This is a genomic window from Lacibacter luteus (assembly GCF_004118265.1).
In the GTDB taxonomy this organism is placed as follows: domain Bacteria; phylum Bacteroidota; class Bacteroidia; order Chitinophagales; family Chitinophagaceae; genus Lacibacter; species Lacibacter luteus.
On the sequence record NZ_SDHW01000009.1, the window covers coordinates 55,922 to 82,075 of the forward strand.

At 41.1% G+C, this 26,154-nt stretch carries 32 protein-coding genes; 1 reads left to right on the forward strand and 31 read right to left on the reverse strand.

The window, feature by feature from the left end:
- Positions 1 to 201: 201 nt before the first annotated feature.
- The 30 genes from rpsA to rpsJ all read right to left on the reverse strand — a co-directional run bounded on the left by rpsA (position 202) and on the right by rpsJ (position 21,817).
- Positions 202 to 2,100 (reverse strand): 30S ribosomal protein S1, encoded by a 1,899-nt coding sequence (rpsA, locus tag ESA94_RS20650; RefSeq protein ID WP_129132860.1) that lies wholly within the window; start codon positions 2,098 to 2,100, stop codon positions 202 to 204.
- Between the two features lie 249 nt (positions 2,101 to 2,349).
- The gene (locus tag ESA94_RS20655) at positions 2,350 to 3,279 is read right to left on the reverse strand and encodes a hypothetical protein (protein ID WP_129132861.1); all 930 of its coding nucleotides are present in this window, start codon (positions 3,277 to 3,279) and stop codon (positions 2,350 to 2,352) included.
- Positions 3,280 to 3,353: 74 nt separating this feature from the next.
- Complete coding sequence (locus ESA94_RS20660; protein WP_164972816.1) at positions 3,354 to 4,202, reverse strand: 1-acyl-sn-glycerol-3-phosphate acyltransferase; 849 nt, start codon at positions 4,200 to 4,202, stop codon at positions 3,354 to 3,356.
- A gap of 182 nt (positions 4,203 to 4,384) precedes the next feature.
- A complete protein-coding gene (locus tag ESA94_RS20665; RefSeq protein ID WP_164972817.1) occupies positions 4,385 to 4,945 on the reverse strand; it encodes a PepSY-like domain-containing protein in 561 nt (186 codons plus the stop codon).
- Between the two features lie 34 nt (positions 4,946 to 4,979).
- A complete protein-coding gene (locus tag ESA94_RS20670; RefSeq protein WP_129132864.1) occupies positions 4,980 to 6,266 on the reverse strand; it encodes an aminotransferase class V-fold PLP-dependent enzyme in 1,287 nt (428 codons plus the stop codon).
- 91 nt (positions 6,267 to 6,357) lie between these two features.
- A complete protein-coding gene (locus ESA94_RS20675) occupies positions 6,358 to 7,596 on the reverse strand; it encodes a BaiN/RdsA family NAD(P)/FAD-dependent oxidoreductase (RefSeq protein WP_129132865.1) in 1,239 nt (412 codons plus the stop codon).
- Between the two features lie 5 nt (positions 7,597 to 7,601).
- The gene (locus ESA94_RS20680) at positions 7,602 to 9,116 is read right to left on the reverse strand and encodes a M20/M25/M40 family metallo-hydrolase (protein WP_129132866.1); all 1,515 of its coding nucleotides are present in this window, start codon (positions 9,114 to 9,116) and stop codon (positions 7,602 to 7,604) included.
- A gap of 67 nt (positions 9,117 to 9,183) precedes the next feature.
- On the reverse strand, positions 9,184 to 9,990 hold the full coding sequence (map, locus tag ESA94_RS20685; RefSeq protein WP_129132867.1) for a type I methionyl aminopeptidase: 807 nt from the start codon (positions 9,988 to 9,990) through the stop codon (positions 9,184 to 9,186).
- A gap of 63 nt (positions 9,991 to 10,053) precedes the next feature.
- Entirely contained in the window at positions 10,054 to 11,394 is a 1,341-nt protein-coding gene (gene secY, locus ESA94_RS20690) for a preprotein translocase subunit SecY (protein WP_129132868.1), read from the reverse strand.
- Between the two features lie 75 nt (positions 11,395 to 11,469).
- Entirely contained in the window at positions 11,470 to 11,919 is a 450-nt protein-coding gene (gene rplO, locus ESA94_RS20695) for a 50S ribosomal protein L15 (RefSeq protein ID WP_129132869.1), read from the reverse strand.
- A gap of 124 nt (positions 11,920 to 12,043) precedes the next feature.
- Entirely contained in the window at positions 12,044 to 12,226 is a 183-nt protein-coding gene (gene rpmD, locus ESA94_RS20700) for a 50S ribosomal protein L30 (RefSeq protein WP_129132870.1), read from the reverse strand.
- A gap of 86 nt (positions 12,227 to 12,312) precedes the next feature.
- On the reverse strand, positions 12,313 to 12,831 hold the full coding sequence (rpsE, locus tag ESA94_RS20705; protein WP_129132871.1) for a 30S ribosomal protein S5: 519 nt from the start codon (positions 12,829 to 12,831) through the stop codon (positions 12,313 to 12,315).
- Between the two features lie 28 nt (positions 12,832 to 12,859).
- On the reverse strand, positions 12,860 to 13,219 hold the full coding sequence (rplR, locus tag ESA94_RS20710; protein ID WP_129132872.1) for a 50S ribosomal protein L18: 360 nt from the start codon (positions 13,217 to 13,219) through the stop codon (positions 12,860 to 12,862).
- Between the two features lie 53 nt (positions 13,220 to 13,272).
- A complete protein-coding gene (gene rplF / locus ESA94_RS20715) occupies positions 13,273 to 13,827 on the reverse strand; it encodes a 50S ribosomal protein L6 (RefSeq protein ID WP_129132873.1) in 555 nt (184 codons plus the stop codon).
- Between the two features lie 84 nt (positions 13,828 to 13,911).
- Complete coding sequence (gene rpsH / locus ESA94_RS20720) at positions 13,912 to 14,310, reverse strand: 30S ribosomal protein S8 (protein WP_129132874.1); 399 nt, start codon at positions 14,308 to 14,310, stop codon at positions 13,912 to 13,914.
- 95 nt (positions 14,311 to 14,405) lie between these two features.
- The gene (rpsN, locus tag ESA94_RS20725; protein WP_129132875.1) at positions 14,406 to 14,675 is read right to left on the reverse strand and encodes a 30S ribosomal protein S14; all 270 of its coding nucleotides are present in this window, start codon (positions 14,673 to 14,675) and stop codon (positions 14,406 to 14,408) included.
- Between the two features lie 9 nt (positions 14,676 to 14,684).
- Complete coding sequence (rplE, locus tag ESA94_RS20730) at positions 14,685 to 15,254, reverse strand: 50S ribosomal protein L5 (protein WP_129132876.1); 570 nt, start codon at positions 15,252 to 15,254, stop codon at positions 14,685 to 14,687.
- Positions 15,255 to 15,281: 27 nt separating this feature from the next.
- Positions 15,282 to 15,614 (reverse strand): 50S ribosomal protein L24, encoded by a 333-nt coding sequence (gene rplX / locus ESA94_RS20735; RefSeq protein ID WP_129132877.1) that lies wholly within the window; start codon positions 15,612 to 15,614, stop codon positions 15,282 to 15,284.
- Positions 15,615 to 15,716: 102 nt separating this feature from the next.
- Positions 15,717 to 16,085 (reverse strand): 50S ribosomal protein L14, encoded by a 369-nt coding sequence (gene rplN, locus ESA94_RS20740; protein WP_129132878.1) that lies wholly within the window; start codon positions 16,083 to 16,085, stop codon positions 15,717 to 15,719.
- Positions 16,086 to 16,184: 99 nt separating this feature from the next.
- Positions 16,185 to 16,442 carry a 30S ribosomal protein S17 gene (gene rpsQ / locus ESA94_RS20745; protein WP_129132879.1) on the reverse strand — a complete coding sequence of 86 codons (258 nt, stop codon included), beginning with the start codon at positions 16,440 to 16,442 and terminating at the stop codon, positions 16,185 to 16,187.
- Between the two features lie 52 nt (positions 16,443 to 16,494).
- Positions 16,495 to 16,704: a 50S ribosomal protein L29 gene (rpmC, locus tag ESA94_RS20750; RefSeq protein ID WP_129132880.1), complete on the reverse strand. Its 210-nt coding sequence runs from the start codon at positions 16,702 to 16,704 to the stop codon at positions 16,495 to 16,497.
- A 34-nt stretch (positions 16,705 to 16,738) separates the two neighbouring features.
- The gene (gene rplP / locus ESA94_RS20755) at positions 16,739 to 17,158 is read right to left on the reverse strand and encodes a 50S ribosomal protein L16 (RefSeq protein WP_129132881.1); all 420 of its coding nucleotides are present in this window, start codon (positions 17,156 to 17,158) and stop codon (positions 16,739 to 16,741) included.
- Positions 17,159 to 17,229: 71 nt separating this feature from the next.
- Positions 17,230 to 18,012 carry a 30S ribosomal protein S3 gene (gene rpsC / locus ESA94_RS20760; RefSeq protein WP_129132882.1) on the reverse strand — a complete coding sequence of 261 codons (783 nt, stop codon included), beginning with the start codon at positions 18,010 to 18,012 and terminating at the stop codon, positions 17,230 to 17,232.
- A 25-nt stretch (positions 18,013 to 18,037) separates the two neighbouring features.
- Entirely contained in the window at positions 18,038 to 18,382 is a 345-nt protein-coding gene (gene rplV / locus ESA94_RS20765; protein WP_129132883.1) for a 50S ribosomal protein L22, read from the reverse strand.
- 39 nt (positions 18,383 to 18,421) lie between these two features.
- The gene (rpsS, locus tag ESA94_RS20770) at positions 18,422 to 18,694 is read right to left on the reverse strand and encodes a 30S ribosomal protein S19 (protein ID WP_129132884.1); all 273 of its coding nucleotides are present in this window, start codon (positions 18,692 to 18,694) and stop codon (positions 18,422 to 18,424) included.
- Positions 18,695 to 18,726: 32 nt separating this feature from the next.
- Entirely contained in the window at positions 18,727 to 19,566 is an 840-nt protein-coding gene (gene rplB, locus ESA94_RS20775; RefSeq protein ID WP_129132885.1) for a 50S ribosomal protein L2, read from the reverse strand.
- Positions 19,567 to 19,627: 61 nt separating this feature from the next.
- Positions 19,628 to 19,927: a 50S ribosomal protein L23 gene (gene rplW / locus ESA94_RS20780; protein ID WP_129132886.1), complete on the reverse strand. Its 300-nt coding sequence runs from the start codon at positions 19,925 to 19,927 to the stop codon at positions 19,628 to 19,630.
- A gap of 32 nt (positions 19,928 to 19,959) precedes the next feature.
- Entirely contained in the window at positions 19,960 to 20,592 is a 633-nt protein-coding gene (gene rplD, locus ESA94_RS20785; RefSeq protein WP_129132887.1) for a 50S ribosomal protein L4, read from the reverse strand.
- 20 nt (positions 20,593 to 20,612) lie between these two features.
- Positions 20,613 to 21,230 carry a 50S ribosomal protein L3 gene (gene rplC, locus ESA94_RS20790; protein ID WP_129132888.1) on the reverse strand — a complete coding sequence of 206 codons (618 nt, stop codon included), beginning with the start codon at positions 21,228 to 21,230 and terminating at the stop codon, positions 20,613 to 20,615.
- Between the two features lie 281 nt (positions 21,231 to 21,511).
- Positions 21,512 to 21,817 carry a 30S ribosomal protein S10 gene (gene rpsJ / locus ESA94_RS20795; RefSeq protein ID WP_129132889.1) on the reverse strand — a complete coding sequence of 102 codons (306 nt, stop codon included), beginning with the start codon at positions 21,815 to 21,817 and terminating at the stop codon, positions 21,512 to 21,514.
- 580 nt (positions 21,818 to 22,397) lie between these two features.
- On the opposite strand from rpsJ, the gene ESA94_RS20800 reads away from it, so the two are divergent.
- Positions 22,398 to 23,900 carry an Ig-like domain-containing protein gene (locus ESA94_RS20800; protein WP_129132890.1) on the forward strand — a complete coding sequence of 501 codons (1,503 nt, stop codon included), beginning with the start codon at positions 22,398 to 22,400 and terminating at the stop codon, positions 23,898 to 23,900.
- Positions 23,901 to 24,010: 110 nt separating this feature from the next.
- Here the strand turns inward: ESA94_RS20800 and ESA94_RS21545 are convergent.
- Positions 24,011 to 26,154, reverse strand: a 2,144-nt coding sequence (locus tag ESA94_RS21545; RefSeq protein ID WP_164972818.1) for a T9SS type A sorting domain-containing protein, incomplete at its 5' end; no start/stop codon positions are given.

Here is a 26,154-nt window from a genome sequence, read left to right on the forward strand (position 1 = left end):
TGCGAAGATATGGAGGGATGAGTGAATTGTGAATGGTGAGTTCAGCTTACATATTTTATCATGTGCAAGTGAATGGTGCATAGTGAGTGAACTGCAACGATCGGCAACACTGCAACTCACCATTCACAATTCTCTATTCACCATAAAAAAAGCCCATCGTTTTTCAACGATGGGCCTGTATAAAGATCAGTTGTTACTGTCTTACTCAGCAGCAGCATCAGAACCGCCATCGAGCTTTTTCTTAAGATCAGCAAGAACACCCAGATCACCAAGTGTAGCTTTCTCAACTTTGCTCTGTACGTCTTTTACTGCTTTCTTCGTACGTGCAGCGTCTGCTTTCTTTTCTTTAGCTACTGCTTCTTTTTCATCAGCAATTGCCTGTTCCCACAAACGTGCGTGGCTTACTACTACACGTTTTTCGTTACGATCGAATTCGATCACTACGAACTGTGCAGTTTCATCTGCCTGTACTTGTTTACCATCTTCCTTGTTCAGGTGACGGTTTGGAGCGAAACCTTCGATACCGTAAGGTAATTGTACAATTGCACCTTTGTCATCTTTTTTCACAACATGACCTTCGTGCTCTGTTCCAATTGCGAATGTTTCTTCCAATGCATTCCAGGGATCTTCTTCGAGTTGTTTGTGACCCAGTTGCAGCTTGCGATTTTCTTTATCGATGCTGAGGATCATTACTTCGATATCCTGACCAACCTTTGTGTATTCACTTGGGTGGTTGAAACGCTTGGTCCAGCTAAGATCGCTGATGTGGATCATACCACCGATGCCTGCTTTCAGTTCAACAAACACACCGTAAGGAGTAATGTTTTTCACTAAACCTTTGTGCTTGCTTTCTACAGGGAAAGTTTCTTCGATAGTGCTCCAAGGATCCTGGCTCATTTGCTTAATGCTCAAGCTCATCTTACGGGCATCTTTATCGAGCGTAACGATTTTTGCTTCGTGCTCATCACCCATTTTGAAGAATTCTTTTGCATTAACCGGTGTGTTAGCCCAGCTGATTTCACTTACGTGAACCAGACCTTCAACACCAGGCATGATTTCCAGGAACGCACCGTAGTCTTCAATGTTCACTACTTTACCTTTCACAGTGTTACCTTCAACGATTGATTCGCTGAGTGTATCCCATGGGTGCGGAGTGAGTTGTTTCAGACCAAGGCTGATACGTTTCTTATCATCATCGAAGTCGAGAACTACTACGTTCAACTTCTGATCCATCTTCAGTACTTCTGAAGGATGGTTGATACGGCCCCAGCTGATATCAGTGATATACAACAGACCATCAACACCACCCAGGTCGAGGAACGCACCGAAGTCGGTGATGTTCTTGATAGTACCTTCCAGTACCTGACCTTTTTCCAGTTTACCCATAATCACAGCACGTTGTGCTTCGATATCGCTTTCGATGAGGGCTTTGTGGCTCACAACTGCGTTCTTAATGGTTTCGTTGATCTTAACCACTTTAAACTCCATTGTTTTACCTACAAACTGATCGTAATCGGTAACAGGTTTTACGTCGATTTGTGAACCTGGTAAGAATGTTTCCATACCAAACACATCAACGATCAAACCACCTTTTGTTTTGCTTGTAACAGTACCGGTAACAATTTCACCGGTTTTGTGTACTTCCATAATACGCTCCCATGCACGAGTAATGCGTGCAAGTTTGCGGCTCAGGTGCAGGTGACCTTCTCTGTCTTCTTTCTCTACAACCATTACTTCAACAGTATCGCCAACTTTTAAACCTGGCAAATCACGGAACTCGTTCAAAGAAACGAGACCATCGCTCTTGAAGCCGATGTTTACAACCACATCAGTTTTTGTTAATGCCACAACCTGGCCATCAACAATTTCAGCATCGTTCACTTGTTTGAAAGTGCCATCGTAAACAGCATCATACTTTTCACGTTCTTCGTTGCTGTAGATTGCTACGTTGCGCTTGTCAACGCTCCAATCAAAATCATCATGTGCAGTTTGCACAGCCACAGGTGCAGTTGTTGTCGCTGTAGATGTTTCGGCAACTGGTGTTGCTTCCACATTCTCCTGTGCATCAGCGTTTGAGTTAACAATTTGATTTTCTGACATAAAATAACCCCGACTGTTTAATTGATTCGGGGCGGCAAAGGTAGGCCAAAAAGCAGTGCAGGCAAGGGTTTTAAAGCTGTTTTTTCGCTCAAAAACAGAAGAATTTGGGGCTTTCGGCCAAATAAGCTGTTCCCCGGCTTCAGTTCCGGCCATTCGCTTGTAGTCCCGCCTTTTTTGGCGGGAGCTACCGCTACTGTCCGGCAGCCTGTAAACTGCTTGCATTATTCTTCTTAAAGATGAGATTTCTATTTACCTGTTATAGGTTAATACAACATCGGGGTTGTTGCCGTTTTGCGTTGTAAAGCCTGACAAAAAACCGTATCCGTTGTAAAAGACTTTATAATTCGCAATATCGGAGTTAGCAAAAACCTCAGCACCGGTGCTGCTGTCTTTTTCGTTATAGGTATAAACTCTTTTGTTCGGAATATTACCTGCCCGGGCATTCAGTACGGTAAAGAATGAATTTCCTCCATACTCTGCCAAAACAAAAGCGTTTTTAAAATCTGTTGTATTGCTAAATCCATTTGTGTAATCAAAAGAAAAAGCTTCTTCCCTGTTGTAGTTTTTTACAGATGTATTGCTGCCGCTTGTTTGCCGGTATAAGCGTGTACCTCTACCGGTTATAACACTAACATTGTTATTGTTGTACTGAAAATTGCGGGTCATGTTTCGCAAATCGGAATGGGTTACCACCCCTGAAGAAGGTTGAAAGAACCATAAAGAGTCAGCGTAATATTCTCTTGTTTGTACTAACAAACCTGCTGCATTATAATCGTAATAAGTTGTGTCGTAAATAAAGCTTTTTTGTTCGTATGCTGCATCAAGAAAGTAATTCGTTTCAACTTGTATCCGTTGCAGTGGTTTGCGTTCTCCATCTAACACAAACTTAATTGTCTTTGCTATTTTAGAGCTTGCAGAGTTTTCAAATGTATCAACAATTGTTACTTCATTACCATTGTATGTTACAGTAGCAACAAGCTTTGGTAGTTCATTATCGTTGTTCCTGGTAATACCTGCAATTCGCCCTTGAGCATCGTAGTTGAAATTAATATTTACTTTACTGCCATTGGGGCCGTTTTGCGATGTTTTTAAAATCCGGATTTCATCTGGATTGACTTTTTCTTTTCGGCAGGAAAAAAAGATAATTGCAATAACGAAGAACAGGAGTGCTTTTTTCATAAGTCTGCAGTTTGGTTACAGACTAAAACTACAAATCATTATTTACAAATCACAACCATCGGCAATCATTTAGTTTACTTCCACAATACATAACTTTTGGCAAACAAGGGCAGCAGCAATGCAGCAAAAGCCCACCATCCGCCAACTGTGCAGTAAAGAATCAATCCGATACTTAAAACGTACAAGGGATACAAAAATGCCATCAGGCAAAACAGAATACTATCGTAATACTGCTCGCCACGTAATGCATGTGCAAAGCGTTCGAGTGGAACGTAAAAAAGAAAATGTGTAAGTACGCCCAACATGGCAGGCACAAACAATAACCATTTAGGAAGTTTAAAACTGCTATCGGGGTTAGTAACAGTTGATAATTCCTGCAGTTGTATTTCGGTAGCTTTATTAATTGCCACCATTTTAGCTCCTACTTCCATGCCTTCCGTAATTACTTCTTTCCCAAACTGGGTTCCGAAATTAAAATCAAATGTTTTGGGAAAAGCCGTAAACGAATTATATCTCACCCATACAGGTAAAAACGTTACATCTAATCCATCTTCCCAAGCCTGCAACAACATACGGGGAGCACCTTTCTTTAACGGCAACTGCAATGTTGTTTGATGAATACATAAGCCTTCTACAAAAATCAATACATGTTCGCCACGTTGCAATACTTTTCTTACTTCTTCAAACGTAGCATCATTATTCGCCAACTGATCTTTTCCATCGCTCATGCGATAGATAGGAATCATATTTACCGAACGCAGGAGAGCACGGACGATTGGATTTTTAAACACGCCACTACGTGTAATAAAATGCACCCGATGATCCATCATTGCTCCTACTATAACTGCATCCAGAAAAGAATTGGGATGATTAACACCAAGAATCATTGGTGTAACTATTTTCCGCTGTTGGGAATTAAACATGCCAATTCTTTTTGCAAAAACCAGGAAATAAATTTGTGTGAGAATTTTGGTTAAAATATACATCGGCCTCTCTTATTAAGTGCGGCAAAGTAACTGAAAAAACATGAACAGCTTTAACAACACAGTGTTTCATCCGTCATTTGTTTAAACAAAAAAGCCATCTGCTAAGATGGCTTTGTCTTTTATTGTTGCGAAACCAGTTTGCCGGTTTCATCTATCAGCAATGTTCGTTTCTTACCTGCTTCTTCAACAATTATCTGGAACAGGTTGGGATTTTTTGGTTTTTCGATTTTGATGATGTCTTTTGGATTCTGCTTTGGGTAACGCCGGAGAATTTCATCCAATACAGGTCGTGGTGCCTGTTCTCTTGGCATTGCTGTACGGGTATCTACCCGTTCACCATTGCTGTGATAGGTGGCAGTTGATTGCCACACACCGTTACCAAAAACTACAGTCCAATCGCCCTGCGTTTTTGTCCAGGTTGCATTTACAGCATTGGGATATTCAGCTGCAAACGAAGTTTTTACTTTCGTTGGAATATTTACACGTGTTTTCGTGTTGCCCGTTTGTTTGCCATCGGCGTTGGGGGTATTGGCATTTGTTCCTGTTTTGTCTTTCTGCTTGTTTACATTTTCAGCAGCAGGTTTGTTTTTTTCTTTTGCTTTCGATTTTTCTTTAGCTGCCTGTGCAAAGCCTCCTGCAGATATCAAACTGAGCATTACAACCATGAGTACCTTTTTCATATGATATATTTTACTTAAAGTTACAACCTGCATTCTAAATTGCAATTGTACGGATAGCATTTACGAGCCTGTCAAGATCTTTTACTGATGTGTAAACGTGTGGTGTTACACGCACACCGTGTATATTTTCCCAATCAATTGCTACGGTATGTATTTTGTGTTTCTTGTGCAGTGTATCCATCAGTTCAAACGGTTTCATTCCTTCAATTGCAATACAGGAAATAGCACAGTAACCGTTTTTGTTTTTGGGTTGAAGAAAAGAAACACGTTTTAAATCGCTCACCTTGCTGTTCCAGTAATCAGTTAAATAACGAAGCCGGTCTTCTTTTCGCTTACTACCTATCACATTCTGAAAATCCACAGCATTACCAATTGCCATTTCGCTTGCAAACGATCTTGTACCCAACGACTCAAACTTGCGGATATCTGCACCATCGGGCTCCACGCTGCTCAATAATGCCCAAATATTTTTTATCTTTTCTTTTTTGATCCACAGCAAACCACTGCCGAACGGTGCACACAACCACTTGTGTAACGATGTGGCAAAATAATCGCAACCAAGATCGGGTATTTTAAAATCGGTATGTGCAAAAGAATGTGCCCCGTCTCCTATTACTTCAATTCCACGTTTATGTGCTTCATCTGCAATTTTTCTGATGGGTAAAAACTGTCCTGTCCAGTTAATCAAATGTGTTACATGTACAATCTTTGTTCGAGAAGTAAATACATTTACGTATTGCTGCACAATTGCATCTTCATTTTCAACCGGCAGTTCAAGATTTAACCAAACCAGTTTAATGCCATCTCTTTTTTCACGTTGCTTCCAGGCATTGATCATGTTGGGATAATCCTGTTTGGTAAGCACTACTTCATCACCTGCTTTTAAATTCAAACCGAAGATTACGGTGTTCAAACCTTCTGTTGCATTGCGGTTAATGGCTAACTCTTCTGCATTACAACCTGCGAGTTCTGCCAGTTTTCCTCTTAATGCTTCACGACCTTCATCAAGCGTACGCCACATGTAATACGATGGCCCTTCGTTTGCAAATTGATAAAACCGTATGTGTGCATCCTGCACAACTTTGGGCTGCGGACTAACCCCGCCATTGTTCAAATTGAGCAGGTTTGGCGAAACGGTATATTGTTCTTTTATCCAGCCCCAGAAATCTTCATCCGTCATTGCATCGGCATCGTTCATTGCATGAAAACGGGCATGCATATTCTCTGCCTCATTCGCAAATGCTTTGCTGGTAAAAGGTAAAAATGTAAATGCGCCTGTTGCTGCAGTTAGTTGTTGAATAAAATTTCGTCTCGACGACATTCCGGTTGGGGTTTAACTAAAGATAATGATTAAGCAAATAGAAAATCATCAAACAAACCAACCGTGTACACTAATTATATAACTGTGTTGCTTATTGCTGTGCAATTGTTTTGGCTGCAATAAAACCACTGGTCCATGCATGTTGAAAATTAAAGCCGCCCGTTATACCATCTACATCCAGTATTTCGCCTGCGAAGAAAAGATTCGGATGAAGTTTGCTCTGCATTGCATTTGCATCAACCTGTTTCAGATCAACACCTCCTGCAGTAACAAACTCTTCTTTAAACGTTGTTTTTCCTTTTACATGAAACTCATGATTGCATAAAAGCTGTACCAGTTTGTTTTGTTCTTTCGATGGCAGATCGGCCCAACGTCCTTCTTCTTTTACACCAGCTTCCTGTAACAGGAATGTCCATAAACGGTTGGGTAATTGAAAGAGATTATTGTTAGCTATCTTTTGAGAGCCTTTACTATTGCGTATTAATTGCAACTCATCTTTTACATCCTGCTCCTTCCGTTCGTTCAACCAGTTTATGTGAATTGTAAACTCGTAATTACGATCGTGCAATTCTCTTGCACCCCATGCAGAAAGTTTAAGGATGCAAGGGCCGCTCATTCCCCAATGCGTAATAAGTAACGGTCCTGTATTTTTTAATTTACTGTTTTGAATTTTTACTGTTGCATCCTGCACTACAACACCCATCAATTCTGTGATAGGATGTTTGGGCATATTGAACGTAAACAGCGATGGTACAGGAGCTACAATTGAATGACCTGTTCCTTTCAACCAATCGAACTGCTCCAGTTTAGGAAACCCACCGCTGGCAACACAAACATAATCGGCAGTAATGATGTGACTGTTATTTAGTTCAACTTCCCACTTTTCACTTTTCACTTCCACGTTTTTCACTTCCCTGTTCAACAACAACTCTACTTTGTATTTATTCACTTCACGCAACAAACAATCAATAATTGTTTGCGATGAATCCGTAAACGGAAACATCCGTCCATCAGCTTCTTCCTTTAACTCTACACCCCGCTCCTGAAACCATTCTATCGTATCTTTTGTAAAGAATTGATGAAATGCTTTACGTACAAAATGCTCGCCACGTGGATAGCGTTTACTCAACTCCTGCACATCAAAACAGGCATGAGTAACATTGCAACGGCCACCACCACTCACTTTTACTTTCGATAAAACCTTACTTGATTTTTCAAGAATAATCACATGCAACAACGGATTCATTCTTGCTGCATTTACTGCACAAAAAAAACCTGCAGCGCCACCGCCGATAACAACCAAACACTTCTGTTTTTTTTCTTCTGCCATTCTGTTTATTTCATCATCATTAAAGCAGCCATTGTTTCAATACCGTTCCAGAAATTCAAGAGCCGTATGTTTTCATTTTCTGCATGCTGGTTGTTATCATGATTAGCGATCGGAACCGAAATAGTTTTTGCTTTGAGGTATTGCTCAAACAAAAACAATGGAAGACTGCCGCCTGCAGTTGGTAATAAAACAACCGACTCTGTAGTTGTTGACTGCACTGCCGCAATTACCTGTTTGGCTATCGGCAGATCCATTGAAGTTTTCTGTGCATTATAACCATTGCTTAATGTAATTTTTGCGATCTTATCGTACTTGCTTCGCTCTTCATCTGTAGGTTCTGCAGTTGTAACATAGTAGCCCTGGCTTTTGATATGCTCAACAACACGCTGTTGTTGTTTTTTCCAATCGTTACCTGCAACAAGACGAAGATCAAGCACTACCGTTGCAGTTGTTGGTATTACATTGCTTGCATTCTTGCCAACGTTGGCGCTGTTCATTCCATTAATGTTAAGTGACGGCAAGCCGATTGCCTGTGCAAGATCATGGTCTTTCATTTCCCGCTTACGAAAGCCCAATTCGTTTTTCATTTGCTCATCAACCGGAGGCACTGCTTCAAGTGCTTTCTTTTCCATTTCACTTAACGGAATTACATCTGCATAAAAATCTTTGATGGTAACACGCCCGTTTTCATCTTTCATCGAAGCCAGTAACTCCACCAGCATCATTGCCGGATTAGGCGCCCAGTTACCATAATGACCACTGTGCAGCGGTCGCTTAGAACCGTACACAGTTACTTCAACATGTGCATCACCTCTTACACCAAACACTACTTGTTTTTTTCCCGATTGATGAACAGGTCCATCACAGATCAGCCAAAGATCGCTTTGCAATAAGTTCTTGTATTGCTGTAAAATTTCATGCAAAAAATCAGAGCCCTTCTCTTCTTCACCTTCAAAAAAGAATTTGATGTTTACAGTTAGCTTCATGCCGCTTTTTACTATGGCATCATACGCATTTAAGATGGCCATTACACCTGCTTTGTCATCACTTGCACTTCTGCCATAAATTCTCCACTGCGGATCAAACACTTTATCTGCTGTCGGAAAATCAATGATGGTTCCGTTTTGCTCCAGTGAATTGCTAAGCAGTTGGGGTTCAAACGGCGAGAGGCCTTTAGCCCATTGTGCTGCATTTACCGGTTGCCCATCGTAATGTGCGTAAAAGATAATTGTTTGTGTTGCTCCCGGAGTTATCACTTCTCCATAAACAGCAGGCACTGTTTTGTTTGATGCAGGCACAAGCAATTGAACATTTGCAATTCCACGCTTCTTCATCGCTTCCATAATAAATGTTGCATTCTTATGAATGCCAACAGAATCGCCAACAATGTTGGGCAACTTCAGAAATGAAACAAATTCGGAAAGAATGGTATGTTCATTTGCCTGGCGGTATTGCCTGATCTTTAGCACATCAGGACTTTGTGCCAATAAAAAATGAGTGCAGCAAAATGCAACACTCATGAATATTATTTTTCGCATCATACAACTGTATTGTTTCTGTAAGTTACAGATTTACTGCAACCACAAATCAATAATAAGTCGCATCTAGATTCGCATTCGCCTTTTCAGCCGCTTCAATTGATGCAAATGAAGAAAGAATATCTGCTTTCCCTTTCTTAATACAAACATCATGTTCGTAATGCGCCGATGGTAATCCATCGCTTGTGCGGATCGTCCATCCATCTTCGTCGTGATAAATATCTTTCTTGCCAAGATTGATCATCGGTTCAATGGCGATTACTGTTCCTTCTTTCAACTTTGTGCCGGTACCACGCTTACCATAATTAGGTACCTGCGGATCTTCGTGCAGGTTGCGTCCTAAACCATGCCCTACCAATTCACGCACCACACCATAACCGTGTTGCTTCTCTGTATAATCCTGTATGGCAAATGAGATATCGCCTACACGATTACCATGTACAGCTTTTTCAATGCCCTTGTACAACGATTCTTTTGTAACACGCAGAAGTTTCTTTACATCATCAGAAGTAGTTCCAACAATAAACGTGTACGCACTATCGCCATGGTAGCCATTCATAAATGCACCCACATCAACCGAAACAATATCTCCTTCCTTTACCACACTGTTTGTAGGAAAGCCATGCACAACCGCATCGTTCACAGAAATACAGGTAGCAAACGGATAAGTACCCTGGTAATTTTTAAACGAAGGCACAGCGCCATTGTCACGGATAAACTGTTCTATTCGTGCATCTACCTGCATGGTAGTAACACCGGCTTTCAACATCTTTGCAGCTTCAGCTAATGCATCGCCAACAAGCAATGCACTTTTACGGATAAGTTCTATTTCTAAAGGCGAACGGTAATGAATCATAAAATCTCTCTGTATTAAAAAACCCCGGCTTTTTGGCCAGGGTTTCTATGTAAATGCATTGTATTAGATAGCAGATGAAGATACGGTCTGGCGTCCCTGGATCTTACCTCCTTTCATAAGGCCATCGTATTGTCTCATCAACAAATGTGTTTCAATTTGCTGCAAGGTATCGAGGATAACACCTACCATGATCAACAGTGAAGTACCACCGAAGAAAGTAGAGAAACCGCTTGATACACCTAAGTTCTTTGCAATACCTGGTAAAATACCAACGATAGCAAGAAACACGGCACCCGGTAATGTAATACGGTCCATGATCTGTCCGATATAATCGGCAGTTGGTTGCCCAGGTTGTACACCCGGAATAAATCCGTTGTTCTGCTTCAGGTTATCTGCAATTTGTTTAGGATTGAAGATTAACGCTGTATAAAGGAACGTGAAACCAATTACAAGAATTGAATACACAACCATGTACCAGATATTTCCATGATCGCTTAATGTAGCTGCAATACCTTTTGTTGCATTAAAGCCGGTAAGCAATGTTGGTAAGAACATAATTGCCTGCGCAAAGATGATAGGCATTACACCCGCACTGTTTACCTTAATTGGTAAGAACTGGCGTGCACCACCAAACTGGCGATTGCCTACAATTTGTTTTGCATAGTTGATGGCAATTTTGCGAACACCCTGTACAAGAATGATGAGGCCCATTACAATTGCAATAAGGATTGCAATTTCAATCGTGAACTTCAACAGACCACCACCTGCACTACCGCTCTTTGCAGTAAACTCAGCTGCAACAGATGCAGGAAAACGTGCAAGGATACCGATCATGATGATGAGTGATGTACCGTTACCCAAACCTTTATCGGTAATACGTTCGCCTAACCACATTACAAACAATGTACCTGCAGTTAATACGATGGTTGTAGATAACCAGAAGAAACTTGTGAACGAAGGAATGATTGCTGCTCCTGCAATTTCAGGACTCTTCAGGTAAGTTACATAAGCACTTGCCTGGAAGATGGTAACGATTACTGTAAGGTAACGTGTCCATTGATTAATCTTTTTACGGCCGCTTTCACCTTCTTTCTGCATTTTTTGCAATTGCGGAACAAGGATGCTCATCAGCTGCATAAAGATCGATGCAGAGATGTAAGGCATAATGCCCAATGCAAAAATAGATGCGCTTGAAAAGGCACCACCTGCAAATGAATCGAATATACCGAGAATACCTTCTTTTGCTTTGGAGTTTAACTGTTCGAGTCCATTAGGGTCAACACCTGGCAATACAATATGAGAACCCACACGGTATACCAAAAGCAACAAAAGAGTGTACACAATTTTACTGCGTAACTCTTCGATGCTCCAGATATTCTTTAGGGTTTGAATGAGCTTTTTCACTGGAAAAATTCTTTTTAAAATTTGCTGAAAAGAAAAAAGACGCATTTTCATGCGTCGGGCAAATATCGGGAAAAATTACTTTACAATTTCAACGGTACCGCCTGCTGCTTCAATTGCCGATTTGGCTTTGCCGCTCAGTGCATTTACCTTGAAAGTAAGTTTGCTTTTAAGCTCACCGTTTGCAAGAATTTTCACTTTGTCTGTACGGTTGGTAAGACCATTGATATACAAACTTTCGAGAGAGAATTCAGTGAGGCTGTATTTTTCAGCAAGTTGTTCAATTTGTCCGAGATTGAATACACGATACTCAACACGATCCGGATTTTTGAAACCACGTTTTGGTACACGACGCTGAATAGGCATCTGACCACCTTCGTGAGCTATCTTACGCTTAAAGCTCGCATGGCTCTGAGCACCTTTGTTACCTTTTGTTGATGTACCACCTTTACCAGATGCTTCACCACGACCTAAACGTTTTTCTTTGTGTGTAGAACCTTCAGCAGGTTTTAAATTGTGCAGTTTCATTTGTAAATGATTTTGAACTTTCGGGGAATCACCCCTCGCTTTAATAATTTGAAAATTTGTGAATTTGAAGATTTGAAAATAACAGGCCAGGAATTTTAAACCGGCGCTTTTTCAAATTCTCAAATTATGCTACCTCTTCAACTTTCAACAGGTGACTCACTTTCTGAATCATACCCAGAACCTGAGGAGTTCCTTCTACTTCTTTGCTTGAGTTTGTTTTGTTCAAACCAAGAGCTTGCAGCGTTAATTTCTGACGCTCTGGTCTGTCAATTGGACTCTTTACTAAAGTGATTTTTAATTTTTTCATGTCCTTAAAAGGTTTAAGGTTTATGGTGTAAGGTGTAAGGTGTAAGGCTTGTGCCTTTTCCCTTGTACCTTCTACCTTCTACCATTTTATCCGTTAAATACTTTCTTTAATCCAAGGCTACGCACTTTTGATACGGCGATTGGTTCACGTAACAAAGCCAAAGCTTTAAAAGTAGCTCTAACTACGTTATGTGGGTTAGCCGAACCAAGTGACTTTGCCAATACGTCGGTAACACCAGCGCTTTCCAAAACAGCACGCATACTACCACCGGCAATTACACCAGTACCGTGTGCAGCAGGTTTGATCAACACTTTAGAAGCACCTTCTTTCGCCAATTGATCATGAGGGATTGTACCTTTCATAACCGGAACTTTGATGAGATTTTTCTTCGCATCTTCAATTCCTTTTGCGATTGCTTGTTGTACTTCTTTGGCTTTTCCTAAACCATGTCCTACAACACCATTTTCATTTCCTACAACAACTACTGCAGAGAAACTGAAGGCACGACCACCTTTGGTTGTTTTAACAACACGGTTAATAGCTACAACCTTTTCTTTCAGTTCCAGGTCGCCTGCTTTTACTTTGTTTACAATTACTTTCGACATTTATCTTTTATTAAATGTTTACGATTGATTAGAATTTTAAACCGCCTTCACGTGCACCTTCTGCAACCGCTTTTACACGGCCATGATACAGGTAACCACCACGATCGAATACGATAGCTGATAAACCAAGATCAGTTGCTTTGCGTGCAATTGCAGCACCAACTAATTTGCTTTGTTCAAGCTTGGTTACTTTCTGAGCTGCAATTTCTTTGTCTTTTGAAGAAGCAGAAGCAAGTGTTTTGCCATCTACATCATCAATTAACTGAACATAAATATCAGAGTTGCTGCGGAACACGCTTAAACGTGGAGTTGCAGATGTACCTGCTACTTTCTTACGAACACCGTAGCGGATTTTTTGTCTTCTGATTACTTTATTATCTGTTTTCATCTTTCTTTATTTAGTTCTCCCGATACTGCCGGAAGACGAATTTGAAAATTTTATTACTTACCAGCTGCTTTACCTGCTTTACGACGGATGTATTCACCAACGTATTTAACACCTTTTCCTTTGTATGGTTCAGGCTTACGCAAGCTGCGGATTTTTGCAGCAACAGCACCTAACAATTGCTTATCAATACCTGTAAGTGTAATTGTTGGGTTCTGACCTTTTTCCTGCGCAGTAGCAACTTTTAATTCGTCTGGTACTTCAATAACAATGTTATGTGAATAACCCAAAGCCAAATCGAGAAGATTACCCTGGTTAGCGGCTTTATAACCCACACCCACCAGTTCAAGTTTCTTTTCGAAACCATCAGTAACACCTTTTACCATGTTAGCAACAAGTGCACGGTACAAACCATGCATTGCACGATGGCGGCCTTGATCTGTAGGACGACCGAAAGTAACTTCGCCGTCTTTTACTTCAACAACAATATCACGGTCAATTGCTTCGTTCAATTCGCCTTTTGGTCCTTTTACAGTAACCACGTTGTCTTTACCAACTGTAACAGTAACACCTTGTGGAATTACAACCGGCTTTTTACCTATACGAGACATAGTATCTTAGTTTTATATTTTGAGTTTGTTGCTAACCGGTCAGCTTAGTATAGTTTCAGCTTAATGTATCAGCAACGGTTAAGATTAATAGATGTAGCAAAGAACTTCGCCACCAACATTACTTGCTTTCGCCTGCTTATCAGTCATTACACCTTTAGATGTACTGATGATGGCAATACCTAAACCATTCTTCACACGACGGAACTCTTCAGGCTTAGAATACTGACGAAGACCCGGACGGCTCACACGCTCCAGCGATTGAATAGCAGGAACACGTGTTTGAGGGTCGTACTTTAAAGCGATTTTGATAACGCCTTGTTTGCTGTCGTCTTCAAATTTATATTTCAGGATATAACCTTGATCGTATAAGATCTCAGTAATACGTTTTTTCAGGTTTGAAGCAGGAATTTCTACAATACGGTGTCCGGCCATTTGGGCGTTTCTAACACGGGTAAGGAAATCTGCAATAGGATCTGTAACCATTGTATTTAATTGAATGATTTTTAAGATAAATGTTGTTTACTGGTTGTGCATCATATTCAATACCTGCACAACATTTGCCTGTTCGGCCCGGTAAATTACCAGCTTGCTTTCTTTACACCTGGAATTTTACCATTCAGCGCCATGTCACGGAACATTACACGGGAAATACCGAAGTAACGCATGTAACCTTTCGGACGTCCGGTGAGTTGGCAACGGTTTTTCAAACGTACAGGAGATGCGTTCTTTGGCAATTCATCCAAAGCAGCATAATCACCTGCAGCTTTTAACGCAGCACGCTTTTCAGCATACTGTGCTACCATTCTTTCTCTTTTGCTCTGACGGGCTGTTACTGATTTTTTAGCCATAACTTATGATTAGTCTTTTTTAGCATTTTTAAAAGGCATACCCAGTTCTTTCAGCAACTCATATGCTTCTTCATTTGTAGAAGCAGTAGTTACGAAAGTGATATCCAGACCAGTGATCTTGTTCACTTTGTCAATATCAATTTCAGGGAAGATGATCTGCTCGGTAACACCCATTGTGTAGTTACCACGACCATCGAAAGATTTATCGTTGATACCTTTAAAGTCACGTACACGAGGTAAAGAAGCAGAGATCAATCTGTCTAAAAATTCGTACATGTTTACACCACGTAATGTAACACGTGCACCAATTGGCATGTTCTTACGCAACTTAAAGTTTGAGATGTCTTTTTTAGACATTGTAGCAATCGCTTTCTGACCTGTAATAGTTGTCAGTTCATCAATTGCAATATCTACCAGTTTCTTATCGTTCACCGCACCGTTTACGCCACGGTTCAAACAGATTTTCTCCAGTTTAGGAACCTGCATGATGCTTTTGTAACCAAAACGTTTCATTAAAGCAGGTACAACATCACTTTTATACTTGCTTGCTAAACGGGGTGTATATTTTACAGTACTCATTTTCTTACTATTTTAACCTTCGTTAAATTATTTTACAGGCTGACCTGATTTTTTTGAAACCCTTACCAGCTTACCGTTATCACGGCTACGCTTTACTTTAGTGGCTTGCTTACCATCCCACAACATTACATTTGAAATGTGAATGGGGGCTTCTTGCTTTACAATACCACCTTTTGTATTTTGAGCGCTCGGCTTAGTGTGCTTGGTTACGATGTTTACACCTTCAACCAGTACACGTGCATCTTCCGGAAATACTTCCAGAACCGTACGAGGCTTCTTTACATCTTTATCATCACCGGCAATAACAACTACTGAATCGCCTTTTTTGATGCTAAACTTGGGTTTAAATCTGTTACTCATTTTTTTATGCTTTGAGCTTTGAGTTAGTAGCCTGCGCTAATAACCCGGCTGATTAATTTCTTTATTTCGTGGCTGAGAGCTTTCAGCTATCAGCTCTTGGCTTTAAAGTACTTCCGGTGCTAATGAAATAATTTTCATGTAACCTTTATCACGGAGCTCTCTTGCTACCGGCCCGAAGATACGTGTACCACGTGGCTCGTCTGAAGCGTTGAGGATTACTACCGCATTGTCATCGAAACGGATGTATGAACCATCTTTACGACGCAATTTGTTTTTTGTACGTACAATTACAGCTTTTGCTACAGTACCTTTTTTGATACCGCCGCCTGGTAATGCATCTTTTACAGTTACCACAATCTTATCGCCAATCTTTGCATAATCCTGGCCGCTGTTACCTAATACCTTGATGCAAAGAACTTCTTTTGCACCGCTGTTATCGGCTACGTTTAATCTGCTTTCTTGCTGAATCATTTTCTTAAACTTTTAACTCCGGTTATTAACACTGAGTATTTTAAAAATCTGGTTGTTTACAGAGGCTTGCGGCTGCGTACCGAAAGCATGCGTAGAATATTACTTCGCTTTTTCTACTACTTCTACCAGTCTCCAACGCTTTGTTTTGCTCAGAGGACGGCTTTCCATAATACGTACAGTATCACCTATACCGCACTCATTCTTTTCATCATGAGCATGGAACTTAGTCGTTTTCTTAACGAACTTTCCATAGATAGGGTGCTTTACTTTACGTTCAACAGCTACGGTAATGGTTTTATCCATTTTGCTGCTGGTTACAACACCTGTCTTCGTTTTGCGCAAATTTCTTTCTAACATTTTTTGCTATTTTTCAGTTGATGACGCTCAGCGTCACTGTTATTCAAATGGATTAAATACCCAGTTGTTTTTTTCTTAACTCTGTTTTTAAACGGGCAACATCACGGCGAAGGCCACGGATGCTCACGGGGTTCTCCAGTGGAGAAATAGCGTGTGCAAATTCCAGCTTCTTCAAACGCAGTTCATCTTCTTTGATGCGTGCAGCCAGATCTGTAACGTTCAGCTCTTTTATGCTCTTTAAAAAATCAGTTGTCTTTGCCATGTTAATCAGTTTATTCAGTTCTTCAACTTGTTAATTACGCAACCAAGTCTCTGCGTACAATGAATTTTGTTTTGATGGGGAGCTTTTGTGCTGCCAGTTCCATCGCAGCTTTCGCTACTGTTTCAGGAACACCATCTGCTTCAAACAAAATACGTCCTGGTTCGATAATAGCAGCCCAACCTTCGGGGTTACCTTTACCTTTACCCATACGTACCTCTGCAGGCTTGCGGGTTACTACTTTATCGGGGAACACACGGATCCACACATTACCTTCACGCTTCATAGCACGTGTCATTGCCTGGCGGGCACTTTCAATCTGGCGGTTGGTTAACCATACCGGTTCCAGAGCCTTCAAAGCATAAGAACCAAATGAAATGTTGGTACCACGCTTAGCCACAGCACGGATGCGTCCTTTCTGTGATTTTCTGTGTTTTGTTCTTTTCGGCTGTAACATTGCTGTATATGTTTCTTGTTACTGTTTGTTGTTTGCTTCGTACTTCTTACTTCGTAATTGGTACTTGATTATTATCCTTTGCGGCTGTCTCTGCGTTGACCACCACCGTGTCCACCACGACGATCATCTCTTCTGTCGCCACCATGTCCACCACCACGACGATCATCTTTTCTGTCGCTCACATCGCTCTTACCGCCAACGAAATTGGGGTTCAGATCACGCTTAGTGAGAACTTCACCTTTACAGATCCATACTTTGATACCGATTTTACCGTAAACGGTTAATGCAAACAGGTTTGCATAATCAATATCCATACGGAATGTATGCAGAGGAGTACGTCCTTGTTTAATTTCTTCAGTACGTGCAATTTCAGCACCGCCCAAACGACCGCTTACTTTTACTTTGATACCTTCAGCACCCATACGAAGTGCAGAAGCAATCGCCATTTTCACAGCACGTTTGTAATTGATACGGTTTTCGATCTGGCGTGCGATCGTATCTGCAACGATTGTTGCATCTACTTCCGGACGACGGATTTCCAAGATGTTGATCTGTACATCATCTTTACCGGTGAGTTTCTTCAATTCTTCTTTAATACGATCTACTTCGCCACCACCTTTACCGATGATGATACCAGGCTTAGAAGTGTGAATAGTTACAATCAATTTGTTGAGAGTACGCTCAATCACAATTTTAGCGATACCACCTTTATTGATACGGGCATTGAGATAGGTTCTGATCTTGTTGTCTTCGATCAATTTACCGGCAAAGTCTCTTTTGCTACCATACCAGTTACTCTCCCATCCGCGGATGATCCCTAACCTGTTACCAATTGGATTTGCTTTCTGACCCATAGAATGGTTTATAAAATTTTATCAATTAATTTTTTGTGTCTACGATAATGGTTACGTGATTGCTGCGCTTTCTTACACGGTAAGCACGGCCCTGGGGTGCAGGACGTAAACGCTTGATCATACGTGCACCATCTACATAAATTGTTTTCACAATCAATGCTGCATCAGCTGCACTTGCACCACTGTTCTTTTGCTCCCAGTTGCTGATAGCACTTTTTAAAAGTTTACCAAGCGGTGTGGCAGAGTGTTGCGGATGAAAATCCAGTAAAGCCAATGCTTTTTCAACATCCATTCCACGAATCTCATCAGCCAGCAAACGCATTCTGCGTGGCGATGTGGGATAATTTCTGAGTTTTGCTACTGCTTCCATTTCTTTTATTTTAAGGTTAAGACCGGTGGCCTTTTACCATTAACCTACTTTTTTGCTTGAGTGTCCTTTAAAGTTTCTTGTAGGAGCAAATTCACCAAGTTTATGACCTACCATAAATTCTGTTACGTAAACAGGGATGAATTTATTTCCGTTGTGCACTGCAAAAGTGTGACCTACAAAATCAGGAGTGATTGTTGAACGACGACTCCAGGTTTTAATTACACCTCTTTTTGTTTTGCCTTCGTTAATAGCGAGCACCTTTGTTTCGAGGTGAGCTGCTACATAAGGACCTTTTTTAATCGAACGAGCCATGATTTATTTTAGTTTTCGATTTGCTGATTGAATTACTTAGCCAGTTTTTTACCATCCTTACGTTGGATGATGAGCTTGTTAGAACCCTTGTGCTTAGAGCGTGTTTTTTCGCCTTTTGCATATTTACCGGTTCTGCTGCGTGGGTGACCACCGCTGCTACGGCCTTCACCACCACCCATCGGGTGATCAACAGGGTTCATCGCTACACCACGGTTACGAGGACGAATACCTTTCCAACGGTTAACACCCGCTTTACCGGCTGTTTCAAGACTGTGATCGCTGTTACTTACCACACCTACTGTTGCATAACAGTTGATGAGTACTTTACGCAATTCACCACTTGGCATTTTCAATACAGCGTATTTCTCTTCTTTGTTGGTTAACTGTGCGCTTGTACCTGCACTGCGTACCAACTTACCACCCTGACCAGGCTGCATTTCAATATTGTGGATCATAGTACCCAAAGGCATATTCTTCATTTGAAGAGCGTTACCCAATTCAGGTGCTACTGCATCACCCGCTACTACTGTTGCACCAACCTGTAAACCGTTTGGAGCAAGGATGTAACGTTTTTCACCATCAACGTAATTCAGCAATGCGATGAATGCTGTACGGTTTGGATCGTATTCAATAGATGCTACTTTAGCAGGAACATCTTTCTTACTGCGTTTGAAATCAATTACACGGTATTTCTTTTTGTTACCGCCGCCGATGTAACGCATTGCACGACGACCTTGTGCGTTACGGCCACCTGTAGATTTTACTGACTCGAGCAAAGACTTTTCAGGAGTATCTGTAGTAATCTCAGCATACGCATTCCCGATTCTCCATCTGGTACCTGCGGTTACCGGTTTGTATTTCTTTAATGCCATTTTTAAAAACTTTTATTGTTCAACTTTTGCGGTAGTTGACCTACCATTCTTTGTTTCAGAATTATACTGTACCGTACAGGTCAATTGATTCGCCTTCGGCAACAGTTACATAAGCTTTCTTGTAAGCCGGTTTGCTACCCTGGATATAACCTGCTTTGGTCATACGGTTCTTCGCTTTACGAGGAGCCACCATGGTGTGCACATCAGCTACTTTCACATTGTAGAATTCTTCTACAGCTTTTTTGATCTCGAGCTTGTTAGCTTTACGACCAACACGGAAAGCGTATGTGTTTTTCTTTTCTGTTAAACGATTGCTTTTTTCAGAAACAATCGGCTTTATTAAAATTTCACTCTGTCTCATCTGGACGTTGTTTATTCAGTTCAATGATTCAATTACGCTGCAGCTTCTTCTTCGGAAAAAACTTTAGCAGCACTTTCAGTTAATACGAGTACATCGCTGTTGATGAGGTCGTATGTGTTCATATCGGCCAGTAAAGAACCAACTACTGAAGGAACGTTACGGAGGCTGAGGTAAAGATTATCGTTGTAATCAGGAATAACCACCAGTGCTTTTTTGTTACCGATGTTGAGGTTGTTCAACACACTCACAAATTCTTTCGTTTTTGGAGTTTCGAAGTTGATATCTTCAATAATAACAATAGCGTTTTCTTTTGCTTTGTAAGTAAGAGCACTCATTTTAGCGAGGTCTTTTACTTTACGGTTCAGTTTAAAATCGTAACCGTGCGGTTTAGGTCCGAAAATAGTACCACCACCTTTGTATAACGGGTTACGAATATTACCCTTACGTGAACCACCAGTACCTTTCTGACGGTGAAGCTTGCGGCTAGCACCTTTTACTTCGGCACGTGTCTTTACTTTATGAGTACCCTGGCGTTGTGCTGCCTGGTATTGCTTAACAGCAAGGTAAATAACGTGGTCATTAGGTTCGATACCGAAGATTTCTTCCGGTAATTCGATCGTACGACCTGTTGCCTTTCCTGCTTTATTTAAAACTTCAACTTGCATGACTTCTTAAATTAGTTTGTTTACTTCTGGATGTATACGATTGAACCGTTATGACCCGGTACAGAACCGCTCACAAGGATGTAATTCTTTTCAGGGAAAATTTTCAGGACTTTCAATCCTTTTACTTTCACTCTTTCTGCACCCATACGGCCAGCCATACGCATACCTTTCATTACACGTGAAGCATCAGAAGAGTTACCGAGCGAACCTGGAGCACGCTGACGATCGTGTTGACCGTGTGAAGCTTCACCCACACCGCTAAAGCCATGGCGTTTAACAACACCCTGAAAACCTTTACCTTTTGTGGTACCAACTACATCAACTTTTTCGCCTTCTGCGAAAATTTCTGCAGTTACAGTTTCACCAATATTTTTTTCGAGAGAATAGTTACGGAATTCTTTTACGAATTTCTTAGGAGAAGTGTTTGCTTTTGCGAAGTGATTCTTTTCAGCTGAAGTAGTGTTCTTTTCTTTCTTTTCGCCAAAAGCTAATTGAAGTGCGGTGTAACCGTCAGCTTCTTGTGTTTTAACCTGTGTAACAACACAGGGACCAGCTTCAATGATGGTGCAACTTTGTTGCTTACCATCGGGACTGAAGATGCTGGTCATGCCGATCTTTTTACCAATAATACCTTTCATTTTTTTTACAGTTTATGCCCTGTAAGGTTGTTGAGACATAACGCCGGCGAGCGTCATTCAATCCCCGTTTACCATCGACCTTTTCCTTTTTTCCACTTTGGATCGGAAGTACCGATGGTAAACTAACCACGAAGGGCTAGTTTATATGTGTTCCCGGTTTTGAGCCGGAAATATGTTTTATTCAGAGCTCTTTTTTCGTTCCCGCCGGGCGGGATGATTGAGAGATGAAACTTAATTCTATTTGAAGAACTTACACGATAGGTCCGCCGGGCGGACATTCATCATGCTTTGATTTCTACGTCAACACCACTTGGCAAATCGAGTTTGCTCAGTGCATCAACTGTACGGCTGCTGCTGGTGTAGATATCCAGTAAGCGTTTGTGCGTACACAGTTGGAATTGTTCACGGCTCTTCTTGTTTACGTGTGGTGAACGTAACACAGTAAAAATTCTTTTACGAGTAGGTAAAGGAATAGGACCTGTTACTACTGCACCTGTACTACGAACCGTTTTCACGATTTTTTCTGCAGATTTATCAACCAGATTGTGGTCGTAAGATTGCAATTTGATTCTGATACGTTGAGCCATAAGATCTGTCCCAAATTTTCAATTGGGAGCGCAAAGGTAGGGTTTCAAACATTCCCTGCAAAAAGTTTGGGGAAGTTTTTTTGGGAAAAAAGCCATTATTGTCGCATTTTCTTTTCAAAAAAGCAATTTCAGCCCCTTTTTTATCAGCAGATACACTTTAGGCCCTCCAGCAAAATTCTTTTGCATACTGCCATTCCGGAAGCAAAAGGCTGCTCTATAATAAATATTACGAAGGAAAGATAAACCCCTATTAAATCAGATAAGAACAATTAGTAAAAGCCCCTTCTACCTCCTAAATACAATTCGTTTTTCTACGACAAAAATGCCGTAGTTTGTCCTAGTGCATAAACTTGTGCAGAAAATTGAGGTTGTATACCTTTACATTCAGAATCGATAGTCCAATTATCCGAACCCACAGAAGAACCATTCTCCACTGAACAATTCCAGTTTTTCAGAAATTTTATTGTTTATAGTAGTTATTGCTACTGCCTGCTTTACCAGTTTTTTCCGTAATCGGTGGCAACCGGTGAGCAAGTACGAAAAAAGAGAATCTTAATTTCAATATCCTAAAAATCCGTAAATGAAACATTTAATCCGACCCAATTCGCTGGCATCGATTTTATTATTATCTGCCTTATTGGTTTCGTGTTCAAAAGAGAAATCATCTCAGCTTACAGAAGAACCGGTTACCGCTGTTCAATTGCGTTCAGGTGGCGCAATAGACGACGATTCTGCGTTACAGGCAAAAGTGCCAATGATTGTATCGTCTGGATTTCTGAAAGGCGGAAACGTTCCATCCAATATGGCTTATTCCGGTATTTCCGCTAAGGGCCGTCGGGATGCAACAGCTCCAACAATCAGTATTAAGTCTCCGCAAAACGGCACTGTTGTAAGCGGAACTGTAAGTGTAACCGTTACTGCATCGGATAATATAGGTGTAGCTTCTGTGAGTTTGACTGTTGACGGGTCTGCTGTTACAAGCAGCTCTGTAGCTCCTTTTACAAATATCTGGAACTCTGCAACTGCCGCAAACGGTCTTCATACCTTAAGCGTAACTGCAAGAGATGCCGCAGGTAATAAAACATCGGTATCGGTACAGGTAACAGTTAGCAATGTAACTCCTGGTGACGTTACTGCTCCTGTTGTTAATATCACTTCGCCCGGGGATGGTACTTCGTATGATGCAAGTACGACCATTTCGATAGGCAGTTCAGCTTCTGATAATATTGGCATTACTTCGCACAGCCTCAGTATCGATGGTATAGTTGTTAGTTCATCATCTGCTTCATCCATCAGCTATTCCTGGAACACTGGTACTGCTGCCAGCGGAGTGCATACGATTACAACAACAGCTAAAGATGCAGCCGGTAATCAATCGTCGAAAACCGTTTCGGTTACAATCAATACCGTTGTTATAGAGCCTACCCCGATTTCAGGCTTGCGTTTAACCATGCCTCCTGTTTTAAACCAGGGCAGCGAAGGATCCTGTGTCGCATTTGCTGTGGGCTATGCAACCCGTTCTGCAGAACAATTTTACAGAACCGGCGCTTCTACATATAGTAACAGTACAAACGTATTCAGTCCGGAATTCCTGTACAACCAAATTAAATTCAGTATCGATTGTGGTTCCGGTTCGGCCATGCAAACCGCTCTTGACTTTGTGAAATTAAATGGTATTTGCACTTACCAGTCGATGCCTTACAGTAGCACTAATGGCTGCTCCTTACTCCCTTCTGCCACTCAAAGTTCTGAAGCAGCAAGCTTTAAAATCGGCAGTTATGCTAAAATGTATTGCACCGACCGTGCTGCAATTCAATCGATGATAGCACAAAAGCATCCTGTTATTATTAATGTAATTGCAGATAATTCATTCATTAATGCCAAACCTGGCTTTATTTGGAAAACCTATTCCGGATCGGGCTCTCTTGCACATTGTATTGTTATTTGCGGTTATGATGATGCGAAGAATGCATACCTGGTAATGAACTCCTGGGGAACAGGTTGGGGCGATGCCGGTTATAGCTGGATCGATTACGATTTCTTTTTAACAAGAACAGGTACTTATTGTTACGCAATCAATTAAGACTACAAATCCTTTAAATAAAAATCCCGGCAATTACTGTCGGGATTTTTTACTGAAAGAAAAAGGCTGCCCTTTTGAGGCAGCCTTACCAGTCTGTTTTAACCTGCTGGTTATTGTTTTACGTTTATCAGCTTACCGGTAACTTGTTTTCCGGCAATTGAAAGGCGGTAAACGATTGCACCGTCTGGAATTGTAACCGGTCTGAATTGAACTACCTGGCTTCGGCCTGCAGTTAAATGACCTTCATAAACGGTTTGCAATTTTTGTCCATAGATACTGTACACTTCAAGCACCGCTTTACCTGATACAGGTGTTGAGATAATGAAGTTTACTTTATCGCTGAACGGATTTGGATAAGTAGCAACAGTTACTTTCGTAACAGCTTCAGTTGTAATATCTGTTGAAACTGTTCCTGAACCGATCAAGTTGATCTTAGTCGTAACCGGAGGAGCAGTGCAAGGCACTTCGTTCCAACCCATTGAAATCCGGCATTCATCAAATCCTTCATTAATGGCAGATACTGCAGCATTAATATCGGATAAGCTTGCTCCACCTTCTTTACCTACAACAGCATCTGTATTACCTAATGCATCGTTTGCCAATTTATACAAACCACCTACACTTAAGTCGTAGCCTTTTGTTGTAAGCGCATCAATTACAGATTGAGAGATCGACTTGTAAGTATACTCGTTCTCAACTACCCAAATACCTTCTGTATTATAGTAACATTTACGTTGTTTGGGTATTGTAGAACCACAACCACCGTCAGCTTTTGCAGTTGCAAATGTTCCTGCCTGTAATACAAAGTTTGTTAACCCTGAACTTACACGCATGTTCAATCCAAGAGTGATCGTTTGTGACAGAAGCACATTATTAATCTTTCCTTGTTTTGTGATGTATGTAGTTGCTGTATTTGTACCAGGAGTCCAGCAAGATGGTAAGACCGGCCATGTATCTGCAATACAATTTCCACTTAACAGTTCTCTTGCACTACCTCCACCCGGCATTGATTTGTTCAACAATGCTGCCGCTGTTGCAGTTGCAGGAATTGTTACTGTATTACTGCCACTACCAACTACCAACGGATTTGCTGTACCTCCAACACCAAGCATTGCTTTGATCATATCCAATACTGTTGGATACATTACTGCAGGACCACTTCCGTTGATACCATCACCATCGCAAGCAGGGCTGGTATTACCATACTTACCTTGTGTGTAAGTACAATAACCGCCGCAAGGTGTTACAGTAACATTATAAGTACATACAGTCGGACTCAACTCTGTATTAGCATATGATACAGTAAGTGTTAACGTAAAGTTTTGACCACCTGCTGTTACAGTTACAGATTGACCGTTATCTGCTCCAACAATTGTTGCGCCATTGTCTACTGTCCACTTCCATGTTTCGTTTGCTGTTGGTGCTCTGCCTGCAGTATATGTATTAGTTGAACCATTACATACTTCTGAGGTTGGCACTTCCGGACAACTACCGGCAGAATTCACGTTTACAGAACAAGTTGATGTGCTTACACAACCGGTTGCCTTGTTTGTAACAGTTACGGTAAAAGTTATTGTTTGTCCGGCATCGAGTATGCCAGCTTTATAAACAGGATTTTTGATATCGCTGAAGTCGAATGAACCTGCACCGTCTTCAGTCCAGGAATAGGTGTAATGTGTAGGATCTGTATCTGCATTACCACTCAAATCAACATCCAGCTGCGAACTATGAGCTGCAGATGTAATATCAATTAATGTTGGATTTGCACTGCAAACAATTACAGGTAATGGATTTACCACGAGGGTATAATTGGCTGTACTGTCGCAACCATATTGATTTATTAAACCGGTTTTCGACTTAGTACCTCCTGCATCGAAAGTTAAACCATCCCATGTATACGGTAATTGGTTTGCACATATTTCCTGGCGTTGACTTGAAGATGTTGTTGGATTTACTGTAAGGTTATACGTTGCTGTACTGTCGCAACCATACTGATTTTTCAATCCCGTCTTCGTCTTCGTTCCTGCACCGTCAAAAGTCAATCCATCCCATGTGTATGGCAATTGATTACTACAGATTGTGCGGCTTTGTGTTGAAGATGTTGTTGGATTTACACTCAGGTTATATGTTGCTGTACTGTCGCAACCATACTGATTTTTCAATCCCGTCTTCGTCTTCGTTCCTGCACCGTCAAAAGTCAATCCATCCCATGTGTATGGCAATTGATTACTACAGATTGTGCGGCTTTGTGTTG